This window comes from Klebsiella sp. JB_Kp004 (assembly GCF_040065795.1).
GTDB classification, from domain to species: Bacteria; Pseudomonadota; Gammaproteobacteria; order Enterobacterales; family Enterobacteriaceae; genus Klebsiella; species Klebsiella quasipneumoniae.
The window spans coordinates 1-12,187 of record NZ_JBEAKW010000043.1 but is presented as its reverse complement, the minus strand read 5'-3'; the positions used below and the strand labels follow the sequence as shown (position 1 = coordinate 12,187).

Annotated in this window: 11 protein-coding genes and 1 tRNA gene; 7 read left to right on the top strand and 5 right to left on the bottom strand. The window is 56.9% G+C overall.

Annotation, left to right across the window (positions count from 1 at the left end; all coding sequences use genetic code 11):
• The first annotated feature begins 3 nt into the window (after positions 1–3).
• Positions 4–1,305, top strand: a complete 1,302-nt coding sequence (locus tag ABLX76_RS18475) for a TRAP transporter large permease subunit (RefSeq protein ID WP_117136308.1) — start codon at positions 4–6, stop codon at positions 1,303–1,305.
• A 178-nt stretch (positions 1,306–1,483) separates the two neighbouring features.
• On the opposite strand, the gene ABLX76_RS18470 is transcribed toward ABLX76_RS18475, so the two are convergent.
• From ABLX76_RS18470 to trmB, 4 genes are all read right to left on the bottom strand, one after another.
• Positions 1,484–2,491: a DUF1202 family protein gene (locus ABLX76_RS18470; RefSeq protein ID WP_048335279.1), complete on the bottom strand. Its 1,008-nt coding sequence runs from the start codon at positions 2,489–2,491 to the stop codon at positions 1,484–1,486.
• 110 nt (positions 2,492–2,601) lie between these two features.
• The gene (locus ABLX76_RS18465) at positions 2,602–3,321 is read right to left on the bottom strand and encodes a DUF2884 domain-containing protein (RefSeq protein ID WP_032428990.1); all 720 of its coding nucleotides are present in this window, start codon (positions 3,319–3,321) and stop codon (positions 2,602–2,604) included.
• Between the two features lie 50 nt (positions 3,322–3,371).
• Positions 3,372–3,698: a YggL family protein gene (locus tag ABLX76_RS18460; RefSeq protein WP_023291003.1), complete on the bottom strand. Its 327-nt coding sequence runs from the start codon at positions 3,696–3,698 to the stop codon at positions 3,372–3,374.
• The gene (trmB, locus tag ABLX76_RS18455; RefSeq protein WP_004205192.1) at positions 3,698–4,417 is read right to left on the bottom strand and encodes a tRNA (guanosine(46)-N7)-methyltransferase TrmB; all 720 of its coding nucleotides are present in this window, start codon (positions 4,415–4,417) and stop codon (positions 3,698–3,700) included. Before trmB ends, ABLX76_RS18460 begins: the two co-directional genes overlap by 1 nt.
• Positions 4,418–4,553: 136 nt before the next feature.
• Between trmB and mutY the strand changes: the two genes are divergently transcribed.
• The 4 genes from mutY to ABLX76_RS18435 all read left to right on the top strand — a co-directional run bounded on the left by mutY (position 4,554) and on the right by ABLX76_RS18435 (position 8,490).
• Positions 4,554–5,612: an A/G-specific adenine glycosylase gene (gene mutY / locus ABLX76_RS18450; RefSeq protein ID WP_348875040.1), complete on the top strand. Its 1,059-nt coding sequence runs from the start codon at positions 4,554–4,556 to the stop codon at positions 5,610–5,612.
• 27 nt (positions 5,613–5,639) lie between these two features.
• Positions 5,640–5,915, top strand: coding sequence for an oxidative damage protection protein (locus ABLX76_RS18445; RefSeq protein ID WP_004105744.1), 276 nt, complete (start codon positions 5,640–5,642; stop codon positions 5,913–5,915).
• A 48-nt stretch (positions 5,916–5,963) separates the two neighbouring features.
• Positions 5,964–7,046 (top strand): membrane-bound lytic murein transglycosylase MltC, encoded by a 1,083-nt coding sequence (mltC, locus tag ABLX76_RS18440; RefSeq protein WP_002916629.1) that lies wholly within the window; start codon positions 5,964–5,966, stop codon positions 7,044–7,046.
• 190 nt (positions 7,047–7,236) lie between these two features.
• Complete coding sequence (locus ABLX76_RS18435) at positions 7,237–8,490, top strand: nucleoside permease (RefSeq protein WP_023291005.1); 1,254 nt, start codon at positions 7,237–7,239, stop codon at positions 8,488–8,490.
• Between the two features lie 43 nt (positions 8,491–8,533).
• Here ABLX76_RS18435 and ABLX76_RS18430 read toward each other — a convergent pair whose 3' ends face one another.
• The gene (locus tag ABLX76_RS18430; protein WP_261902032.1) at positions 8,534–10,672 is read right to left on the bottom strand and encodes an ornithine decarboxylase; all 2,139 of its coding nucleotides are present in this window, start codon (positions 10,670–10,672) and stop codon (positions 8,534–8,536) included.
• A gap of 419 nt (positions 10,673–11,091) precedes the next feature.
• On the opposite strand from ABLX76_RS18430, the gene ABLX76_RS18425 reads away from it, so the two are divergent.
• Complete coding sequence (locus ABLX76_RS18425; RefSeq protein WP_064155583.1) at positions 11,092–11,805, top strand: DUF554 domain-containing protein; 714 nt, start codon at positions 11,092–11,094, stop codon at positions 11,803–11,805.
• A 105-nt stretch (positions 11,806–11,910) separates the two neighbouring features.
• Positions 11,911–11,986 (top strand) — tRNA-Phe (locus tag ABLX76_RS18420).
• Positions 11,987–12,187 lie beyond the last annotated feature (201 nt).

The following is a 12,187-nucleotide window of genomic DNA, read 5'->3' as shown; positions in this document are numbered from 1 at the left end:
CTCATGGATAGCTATATTGCACTGACGCTGTTTGGCGCTTTCTTTATTCTGGTTTTTATTGGCGTTCCCATCTCCTTCGCCATCGGTATCGCTACCGTTGGTTCGATGCTGCTGATGTTTCCCTGGGATATCGCGGTGATTACCGTGTCTCAACGCCTGGCGAACGGGCTTGATAACTTCGCGCTGCTGGCTATCCCCTTTTTTATCTTTGCCGGAACCCTGATGAACAGCGGCGGGATTGCCATACGTTTAATCAATCTGGCGCAGGTGATGGTCGGACGCGTGCCGGGCTCTCTGGGCCACGTCAACGTGCTGGCCAATATGATGTTCGGCTCGATTTCCGGTTCAGCCGTCGCCGCCGCCGCGGCGGTAGGCGGGACGCTGAATCCCATTCAAACGCAGAAAGGCTACGATCCGACCTTTTCCACAGCGGTAAACGTCTCATCCTGCATCACGGGTCTGCTTATTCCGCCGTCAAACGTCCTTATCGTCTTTTCCCTGACAGCTGGCGGCGTCTCGGTCGCCTCGCTGTTTATGGCCGGTTATCTGCCGGGCATTCTGATGGGTCTGTCCATCATGCTGGTCTGCGGCTGCATCGCTAAACGCCGCGGCTATCCGGTTTCCGAACGGCCGACCTGCGCCCAGGCGGCAAAGGCCTTTTTCGACGCACTGCCCAGCCTGCTGCTGGTCATCATTGTGATGGGCGGGATCCTTGGCGGCATTTTTACCGCGACGGAAGCCTCTGCCATCGCCGTGGTCTACACCTTTATCCTGTCGGTACTGATCTATCGGGAAGTGAAGTGGCGCGATCTGCCGAAGCTGATTCTGGAATCGGTAGTCATGACCTCTATTGTGCTGCTGCTGATTGGCTTTTCCGTGGGCATGTCGTGGGCGATGACCAACGCCGACATTCCCTACATGATAAGCGATGCGCTAATGGGGGTGTCGGAAAACCCGGTAGTGATCCTGCTGTTGATTAACATTGTGCTGCTAATCGTCGGCATTTTTATGGATATGACCCCTGCGGTGCTGATTTTCACGCCGATATTTCTGCCCATTGCTGAGGATTTAGGCATGAACCCGGTTCATTTCGGCATCATGATGGTCGCTAACCTGTGCATCGGCCTGCTGACCCCGCCGGTAGGCAGCGCGCTGTTTGTCGGCTGCTCCATTTCAGGGGTGAAAATTCAGCAGCTCATCAAACCGTTGCTGCCGTTCTACGCCGCCCTGCTGATCGCGCTGATGATGATTGTTTATATCCCGCCGATCTCGCTGTTTATTCCACAGCTGCTGGGGCTGATGTAGGGTTTTGCCCAGGAGAAGGGGCTCTCCTCCCTGAGGAAAAACGAGCGTTAGCCCCCGTGCTAACGCTTCTGCCCGGGCGGCGCTTAGCGCCCTGCCCGTCAGGCAAAAATCTTCAGTATCAGAACATTGTGTCACTATACCCGCCAGGCGCAGCCGGGCCATTCCGAACCTGATTCGGCTACTTAAGGACCCCGTCGCGGCGCATCTTCTCCAGCCCCTCCTGCCAGTATTTTTCGTCGCGAGCCAAATCCCGATAGCGTATCTCCAGCGCCATCAGCTGAGCGCTCAGTTCGCCTTTTTGCTTCTGCAGCGGCGCTATCTTTTTATCGCGCGCGGCCATCTCCGCTTTGATATTTTCACTCATCTCTTTATGCTGGCGATAATAGTTACGCTTCTGCTCATTCAGCACAGCATCGCGCTCGGCGCGCAGCGGCCCGGCATCGCAAACCGCTTTTTTCTGACAGGCGGTCAGGGCGGGTTCATAGATAGTTTTGTAGTAATGATTCTCGAATTTCAGCGGATCGTTTTGCCGGTCTACTTCATACATTTTTTCCAGCATCGCCTGCTGCACGTCGCTGCGATCGAGCGGCTTGCCGTTCGCATCCGTACCCCATGAACGGTTAATCCGCTCCTCTAACGCGGCGATCTCGGTTTTCAGCGCATCCTGTTGCCCTTGCAGCGTCTTCATCGTGGCTTTGCTGGCGGCAAAGCTGGCGTCAATTTTGGCAAATTGCGCCATAAATTTGTGGTCATTGACGATCAGGGTTTTACTTTCATCCCCTCCGATTTCCTTAAAGGTTCTCCCGCCCCTCTTCGCCGCCATCTGCAGCGAAAAGAATTCGGTCTGCCAGCCGGAGTCTTTGGTCCCTACCGCGGTCATCATGGCGGAGAACTTTACCGGCCGCCCCCTGGTCCAGACTCGCTCATAAAAAAAGTAATCTCCCGCGACGCCGACGCGAATATAGAGATCTTCCGCGGCGGCCATATCGCCTTCCAGCATATAGGTCGCCTGATTTCCCCTGGCGTCGAGCTGCTTTAGCGTCACACGTTGCAAGCGCATAACCCCGCCAGTCTGTTCAGCAAACTGCTGTTTTACCACGTCGTCTGTTGGCGTGTTGGCATCCGCCAGCACGTAACAAGGGGAAGCGATCATCAGGACGGTGAGCGTTTTCCATGCCTCTTTCATCAGCAAATTCCTTTTATGAATACAGCAGGCATCATAAGGCGTTCGCCACCGCAGGCAGGATAAATGAAATCTGATTTTGCTACCTGCGGACGCAGGTAGCGGGATGTCGCTTACTTTAACGAGCCCACCAGCGCTTTGCGGCTGTCCTCAAGGGAGACCACTCGGCTGCAGACGTCTTTACCAAACTGCTGGAAATCGGCCTCCTGGTTTTTCCACTCGTCCTGAATCGCGGTTTGCAGACCGCCGAGGCTGCCGAGAATGCCCTGCAGCGGGTTGCCGCCGCCTTTGAGCACCGCTTTCGCCCCCATCTCGTTAATGCTGTCCTGCAGAATGCCGCCCATCGCCTGATTCACCAGCTGCTGGCCGTCGGCGCGCACCTGGTCGATGGCTTTATAGTGGAAGGTCAGGCCATCGCTGCGGCGCTCAATGATGCGGTTCATCTGTTCTTTCAGCTGCGCGTCCAGCTTAGTCAGACGACCGTGCATACTGCTGTCGGCGCCGACCTGTTCGGTAATGATTTTATCCAGCGCCTTGCGGCCTTTTTCGACTCGCGAACGCGCGCCTTCGTCAATCCACGGCAGGCTGCTGCGCAGACCGGCCTGATAATCCTGGGCCTGCTCGCGCTGGGCGGCGCTGAGGGCATAGGCCTTGCCGTTAAAGGTCAGGTTACCGTCCGGTTTGATCACCAGATTGCCATTTTCCCCTTTCACCTGGACCTGCTGCGGGGTGAGGATCACATCGTCACGCGGCGTGACGCTACACTGGTAGTCTGCATGGGCAGACAAAGCGGTGACGGAGAGCGCCACCGCCAGCAGCGTTTTACGCATCATAAAACTCCCTTAAGACAAAACGGGCCGGCAGTCGCCGACCCTTGTCAAACTTAGTCCCACCAGACGTCAAAAAGTTCGCTGGTGCGCACATCCTCTAACTTACGCGCTTCCAGCCATTGGCGCACGATGGCCTGATGCTCTTCGGTACATTTACCGATCTCCTGCATGCAGATCAGCCCCTCCCAGGAGAGATAGCCGCTGCCGTCAAAGGCCAGCTTGTTCGGCTCAATCACCTCTTCGATCAGATCGTTGACCGTCTGGTCGATCTGCTCTTCGCTGGTCCCTTCCGGGAAACGCCAGGCGACGGAGAAGCCTAACTCCTGAAACTCGTCGATATGCATTTTTTTCCGCAGACGACGGCTACGATTCTTGGCCATTATTTCACCCTCTCGAACATTAAGTCCCATACGCCGTGGCCGAGACGATGGCCACGCTGTTCAAATTTGGTTACCGGGCGCGATTCCGGGCGCGGTACGTAATCGTTGCTTGCCGACTGGTTACGGTATCCTTCCAGCGAGGACATCACTTCCAGCATATGGACGGCATAGGCTTCCCAGTCGGTCGCCATATGGAAGACGCCGCCGAGCTTCAGTTTACTTTTCACCAGCTCGGCGAAAGGCGGCTGCACGATACGACGTTTATTATGGCGCGCTTTGTGCCACGGGTCAGGGAAAAACAGCTGCACCATATTCAGCGAGTTATCCGGAATCATAGTGTGCAGTACTTCCACCGCATCGTGACACATCACGCGCAGGTTTTGCACACCTTCTTCTTCGGCCGAGGCCAGACAGGCGCCGACGCCCGGGGAGTGTACTTCGATGCCGAGGAAATTCTGCTCCGGTTTGGCTTTTGCCATCGCCACCAGCGAGGCGCCCATCCCGAAGCCAATTTCGAGAGTGACCGGCGCTTCGCGGCCAAACAGGGCGGCGAAATCGAGCGGCGCATCGTTGAATTCAACGCCCATCACCGGCCAAATGTTATCCAGCGCATGCTGCTGCCCTTTCGTCAGGCGGCCCTGGCGACGGACGAAGCTACGAATACGGCGCAGCGGACGGCCGTTTTCATCAAATTCCGGAGAGATGACGTCGTTTTTCATAAAAGTTAGGTCTGCTAGTGAAAGTGTTCGGAAAACGGGCATTATCCAAAGTTACCCGGCGGATGCAAGGGTTTACAGCCACTCGGCCTTGTGCTGCAATCTGCCACCCTGTAATCGCGATCCCGGAGCCGTAGCTTTGACTTTTCTCGCCACGCAATTTTCAGCCCAGGTCCTGGACTGGTACGACAAATACGGGCGTAAAACCCTGCCCTGGCAAATCGCCAAGACGCCCTACAAAGTATGGCTCTCCGAAGTGATGTTGCAACAAACCCAGGTGACCACGGTTATCCCGTATTTTGATCGCTTTATGGCGCGTTTCCCCACGGTGGTCGATCTCGCCAACGCGCCGCTGGATGAGGTGCTGCATCTGTGGACCGGACTGGGTTACTACGCGCGGGCGCGCAACTTACACAAAGCGGCGCAGCAGGTGGCGACGCAGCACGGCGGCGAATTCCCGCAAACTTTTGACGAAGTGGCGGCGCTTCCCGGCGTCGGGCGCTCAACGGCGGGGGCCATTTTATCCCTTTCGCTCGGTCAGCATTATCCGATTCTCGACGGCAACGTGAAGCGCGTGCTCGCCCGCTGCTATGCTGTCAGCGGCTGGCCGGGGAAAAAAGAGGTGGAAAAACGGCTGTGGGAGATCAGCGAAGCGGTCACGCCGGCGAAGGGCGTGGAGCGCTTTAACCAGGCGATGATGGATCTCGGGGCGATGGTCTGCACCCGCTCGAAGCCGAAGTGCGAACTGTGCCCGCTGAGCAACGGCTGCGTGGCCTACGCCAATCATTCATGGGCAGAATATCCGGGCAAAAAACCGAAGCAGACCATTCCGGAACGCACCGGCTATTTTCTGCTGATGCAGCACGGCGACGAGGTGTTTCTCGCCCAGCGTCCGCCGGTGGGCCTGTGGGGCGGATTGTTCTGTTTTCCGCAGTTTGCCGACGAAGCGGGCCTGCGCGAGTGGCTGGCACAGCGCCAGATTAAGGCCGATAATCTGACGCAGCTCACCGCTTTTCGCCACACTTTCAGCCATTTCCATCTGGATATTGTGCCGATGTGGCTTACAGTGCACTCATCTGGCGCATGCATGGATGAAGGCAACGCACTCTGGTATAACTTAGCGCAGCCGCCGTCGGTCGGTCTGGCGGCCCCCGTGGAGCGTTTGTTGCAACAGTTAAAAGCCGGAACGCCGGTATAAATTTTCGGCTATCAAAGAGGATTGATTATGAGCAGAACCATTTTTTGTACCTTCCTGCAGCGTGAAGCGGACGGCCAGGATTTTCAGCTGTATCCGGGCGAACTCGGGAAGCGCATTTACAACGAAATCTCCAAAGAAGCCTGGGCGCAGTGGCAGCACAAGCAGACCATGCTGATCAACGAGAAAAAGCTCAGCATGATGAACCCGGAGCACCGCAAGCTGCTGGAGCAGGAGATGGTGCAGTTCCTGTTTGAAGGGAAAGACGTGCACATCGAAGGCTATACGCCGCCGGAAAAACAGTAAGGGCCCTGCGGCCTTTTAAAAACAAACACAACACGCACGCCCGGAATGATGAAAAAATACTTAGCGCTCGCGCTGATTGCGCCGTTGCTCGTTTCGTGTTCCAGCTCCAATAAAAAAGGCGCCGAATACAACGAGGCCTGGGTCAAGGATACCAACGGTTTTGATATCCTGATGGGCCAGTTTGCCCACAACATCGAGAACATTTGGGGGTACAACGAAGTCCTGCTCGCCGGGCCGAAGGACTACGTCAAATACACCGACCAGTATCAAACCCGCAGCCACATCAACTTCGATGAAGGGACAATCACCGTCGAGACCATCGCCGGCACCGATCCGCGCGGACGACTGCGCCAGGCGATCGTCAAAACCCTGCTGATGGGCGATGACCCCAACTCCATCGACCTCTATTCCGATGTCGATGACATTCAGATCTCCAAAGAGCCGTTCCTCTATGGCCAGGTGGTGGATAACACCGGGGCATCGATTCGCTGGGAGTGGCGCGCCGCGCGCTTTGCCGACTATCTGCTGCAAACCCGCCTGAAGAGCCGCAACAACGGCCTGCGCGTGGTCTACAGCATCACCATTAACCTGGTGCCGAACCACCTCGACAAACGTGCGCATAAATACCTCGGCATGGTGCGTCAGGCCTCGCGTAAGTATGGGGTTGATGAGTCGCTGATCCTCGCGATTATGCAGACCGAATCCTCCTTTAACCCTTATGCGGTCAGCCATGCCGACGCCATGGGGCTGATGCAGGTGGTCCAGCACAGCGCCGGCAGAGACGTCTTCCGTTCCCAGGGTAAATCGGGCCTGCCAAGCCGCAGCTATCTGTTCGACCCGGCGAATAACATTGACACCGGTACCGCCTACCTGGCGATGCTGAACAATGTCTACCTCGCCGGCATCGATAACCCCACCTCGCGTCGCTACGCGGTGATCACCGCCTATAACGGCGGCGCCGGCAGCGTGCTGCGGGTCTTCTCCAGCGATAAAGTCCAGGCGGCGAATATCATCAACAGCATGGCGCCAGGGGACGTCTACCAGACCCTGACTACCCGTCATCCTTCGGCGGAATCGCGCCGCTATCTGTATAAAGTTAACACGGCGCAGAAAAGCTACCGCCGTAAATAACCCCCTCCTGACACCGGCCTCAGCCCCGCGCTGAGGCCGCGTTTTTTCTGCGCCATACGGTGCAATATCTTTCGGTTTTCTGCGGCAGTTAACAGAAGCCTTCGCTTGGCGAATGATAGAATCGCATCAAAATAACGGGTTTAATGTTATTTTAAAAACATAACAAGCCCATATTCGTGAGGATAACTACATGAATCTTAAGCTGCAGCTCAAAATACTGTCGTTCCTGCAGTTCTGTCTTTGGGGGAGCTGGCTTACCACGCTTGGCTCATACATGTTTGTCACCCTGAAGTTTGACGGCGCAGCAATCGGCGCGGTTTATAGCTCGCTCGGTATCGCCGCGGTGCTGATGCCGACGCTGCTCGGCATCGTCGCCGACAAGTGGATTAGCGCCAAATGGGTGTATGCCGTTTGTCACCTGGTGGGTGCGCTGACGCTGTATCTGGCGGCGCAGGTCACCACGCCGGGCGAAATGTTCCTCGTGATCCTGCTTAACTCGCTGGCCTATATGCCGACGCTGGGGCTGATTAACACCATCTCTTACTATCGCCTGCAGTCGGCGGGGCTGGATATCGTTACCGATTTTCCGCCGATCCGTATCTGGGGCACTATCGGCTTTATCTTCGCCATGTGGGGCGTCAGCTTCTCCGGCTTTGAGCTGAGCCATATGCAGTTGTACATCGGTGCGACGTTGTCGGTATTGCTGGCGCTGTTCACCCTGACGCTGCCGACGATCCCGGTGGCTAACGCCCAGCGTAATCAAAGCTGGACGGAGATGCTGGGGCTTAACGCTTTCGCGCTGTTTAAAAACAAGCGCATGGCCATCTTCTTTATCTTCTCAATGATGCTCGGCGCCGAGCTGCAAATCACCAACATGTTCGGTAATACCTTCCTGCACAGCTTCGATAAAGATCCGCTGTTTGCCGGCAGCTTTATCGTCGAACACGCCTCGGTGCTGATGTCGATCTCGCAGATCTCCGAGACCCTGTTTATCCTGACCATCCCGTTCTTCCTCAGCCGCTACGGCATTAAGAACGTCATGCTGATGAGTATCGTGGCGTGGATGCTGCGCTTCGGCCTGTTCGCCTTTGGCGACCCGACGCCGTTCGGCACCGTGCTGCTGGTACTGTCGATGATCGTCTACGGTTGCGCCTTCGACTTCTTCAACATCTCCGGTTCAGTGTTCGTTGAGAAAGAGGTGCGCCCGGAAATCCGCGCCAGCGCCCAGGGGATGTTCCTGATGATGACCAACGGCTTCGGCTGTATTCTCGGTGGCATGGTGAGCGGCAAAGTGGTGGAGCACTTTACCGTCGAAGGGATCACTAACTGGCAGAGCGTGTGGCTGATTTTCGCCGGCTATTCGCTGGCGCTGGCTTTTGCCTTCGTGGCGCTGTTCAAATACAAACACGTCAGACAGCCGACCGCCGCGCAGCAGAGCGCGTGATCGGCAAAAGTAAAACGCCCCGCCTGTTCGGCGGGGCGTTTTTTTATCCCTTCAACACGTAGCCATACAGCCGCTTAATGCCGTCCGGATCCGTCTCGCTATATACTCCCTGCAGCTCCGGCGAGAAGCCCGGTAGCATATTGACCCCCTCCTCCAGCGCGAGGAAATAGCGCAGCACAGCGCCCCCCCAGACCTCACCGGGCACCACGCATAATACCCCCGGCGGATACGGCAGCGCCCCTTCCGCCGCGACGCGGCCCTCCGCCTCGCTCAGACGCACCAGCTCCACGTCGCCGCGGATAAATTCGCGGTTGGCATCCTGGGGATTCATCACCACCCGCGGGAAGCTCCGTTTACGGAACATCTCTTTTTGCAGGCTCTTCACGTCAAAGCTGACGTACAGATCGTGCATCTCCTGGCACAACTCGCGCAGGGTATAGTCGCGATAGCGCACCGGATATTTGTTGTAGATGGTCGGCAACACATCGGCCAGCGGCGTATCCGCTTCAATATGCTGTTCAAACTGCCCCAGCATCGCCACCAGCTGCGCCATTTTTTCGGCGCTTTCCGCCGGCGTCAGCAGGAACAGAATCGAGTTGAGATCGCACTTCTCCGGCACGATGCCGTTTTCCCGCAGGTAATGCGCCAGAATGGTCGCCGGGATGCCGAACTCACTGTACTCCCCGCTCTCCGCGTCGATGCCAGGGGTAGTCAACAGTAGCTTGCACGGATCGACAAAATACTGGTCGTCGGCATAGCCCTCGAAACCATGCCAGCGCGCGCCCGGTTCGAAGCTGAAGAAACGACGCTCCCGGGCGATCGCTTCGGTCGGGTGATCCTGCCACGGGCGCCCCGCCACCATCGGCGGAATAAAGGGCTGAATCAACTTACAGTTGGCGATGATCGCTTTGCGCGCCTCGATGCCCAGCGCCACGCATTCGGCCCACAGGCGGCGGCCGCTCTCGCCTTCGTGGATTTTGGCGTTGACGTCCAGTGCGGCGAACAGCGGATAAAACGGGCTGGTAGAGGCATGCAGCATAAAGGCGTTATTCAGCCGCTTATGCGGACAGAAGCGCGCCTGGCCGCGCAGATGGTTATCCTTTTTATGGATCTGCGACGTCTGCGAGAAACCGGCCTGCTGCTTGTGAACGGACTGGGTGACAAAAATGCCCGGATCGTCCGGGGTCAGCTCCAGCAGCAGCGGCGAACAGTCGGCCATCATCGGGATAAACTGCTCATAGCCCACCCACGCCGAGTCGAACAGGATGTAATCGCAGAGGTGGCCGATTTTATCGACCACCTGGCGGGCGTTATAGATCGTGCCGTCATAGGTTCCGAGCTGGATCACCGCCAGACGAAACGGGCGAGAGGCCGTGGCTTTCTCTGGCGCCGCTTCACGGATGAGATCCCGCAGGTAGCGCTCATCAAAGCAACGCTCGTCAATGCCGCCGATAAAGCCGAACGGATTGCGCGCGGCTTCAAGATAGACAGGCGTCGCCCCTGCCTGAATCAGCGCCCCGTGATGGTTTGACTTGTGGTTGTTGCGATCGAACAGCACCAGATCGCCGCGGGTCAACAGCGCGTTGGTCACAACTTTGTTGGCCGCCGAGGTGCCGTTAAGGACGAAGTAGGTTTTATCCGCATTAAAGACCTTCGCGGCGAACTTCTGCGCATGCTTGGCCGACCCTTCGTGGATCAGCAGATCGCCTAATTTTACATCGGCGTTACACATATCGGCGCGAAAGACGTTTTCGCCAAAAAAGTCATAGAACTGACGGCCTGCGGGGTGCTTTTTGAAAAAGGCCCCGTGCTGGTGTCCCGGACAGGCAAAGGTGCTGTTATCCATTTCGACGTACTGGGTCAGCGTATTGAAAAACGGCGGCAGCAGACGCGCTTCATAATCGCAGGCCGCCGCTTCCAGCTCGAGCCACTCCTGATCTTTACCGGCGATCACCGCCTGTACCCCCTCCGGCTTATCGACCGCCGTCTCGCTCAGCAGGTAGACCGGCAGGTTAAATCCGCTACGCCTGAGGAGGGCAAGGATACCGCTGCGACTGTCCGCCGCGGTGATGACGACTGCCGCCACATCGGTAAAATCGGTACTGTCCAGCGCCACAACGCGACGGTGGGTGGACAAGCGGGTGACCAGCTCGCAGCTGGCGGCAATGTGCATGGATTTCATAAGCGCAAATGCCCGTATCGGGAGTGTAAAAATCTCAGACAAGAGAAACCTTGCCCAACGATGTGTCCGGGTCTGACGGATTCAGCTCCGACCGCCGGACATCAGTAAAAGCAGACGCGTCCGATCTTACTGTTGCCCTACAGTGAGCATACGTGTCCTTCACCGCATGGTGAACGGAGGGGTAAGCGTAGCAAGATGAGGCAGCCCACGCATCTGTGCGCGGCGTCGCTGGCGAGGTAATGGCAGTGTCGTCATCGGCGGCCTCATATCAGGGAGGAGAAAATTCGCGCAATCATGGCACCTTTCCCTGGCAGGCGCAAGATGAAAACCGTATGCACTTATATCACGGATACACAAGCTTTCACGGCGGGTTAACGTCATAATCAGTCGGTTATCAGGGATATTTAACAGGAGTCAGCGTGGTTACAGGACCTTTTATTAATGCCAGCGCGGTGCTGGTCGGCGGCGTGTTAGGCGCCTTACTCAGCCAGCGGTTGCCGGAACGGATCCGCACATCCATGACCTCAATTTTTGGCCTGGCGTCATTAGGCATCGGTATTTTACTGGTGGTTAAATGCGCCAATCTGCCGGTGATGGTGCTGTCGACCCTGGTGGGAACGCTGCTCGGCGAAATATGCAATATGGAAAAAGGCATAAATACGCTGGTCAGTCAGCTTCAGCAGTTGCTGTCATCGAAGGGTAAGAAAAAGGCCTCGGCTCATGACTCCTATATTCAGAGCTATGTGGCGATTATCGTCCTGTTCTGCGCCAGCGGCACCGGCGTCTTCGGCGCCATGCGCGAAGGGATGACCGGCGACGCCAGCATTCTGATTGCCAAAGCGTTTCTTGATTTTTTCACCGCCACCATTTTCGCCTGCACCCTGGGCATTGCCGTCGCCGCCATCAGCGTGCCGATGCTGCTTATCCAGCTGACCCTCGCGGCCTGCGCGGCGATCATTATGCCGCTCACCACGCCGATGATGCTGGCGGATTTCAGCGCCGTCGGCGGTATGCTGCTGGTGGCCACCGGGCTGCGCATCTGCGGAATAAAAATGTTTGCCGTGGTGAATATGCTGCCTGCGCTGGTGCTGGCGATGCCGATTTCAGCGGCCTGGACGCTGTTTTTTGCCTGAAGACGCGTGCTTTTAGCGCAATGTGGTGATAGATTGTTCAGTCTGCTGCAAAACAGATAAATTTCGTTGACGAGGCGCGGCGATTACGGTTTAATGCGCCCCGTTGCCCGGATAGCTCAGTCGGTAGAGCAGGGGATTGAAAATCCCCGTGTCCTTGGTTCGATTCCGAGTCCGGGCACCACTATTTAAAGAACCCAGCCTATGGCTGGGTTTTTGCTTTTCTGCATCCGGACTCTTCATCGAACTCCGTTCGATTATTCGCCGCACAGCGGCTCACCCCTTCGGGGCCAGCGCGACACGCGCGCTGTTCAACGCCTGCGGCGTTAGTCCGAGTCCGGGCACCACTATTTAAAGAACCCAGCCTATGGCTGGGTTTTTGCTT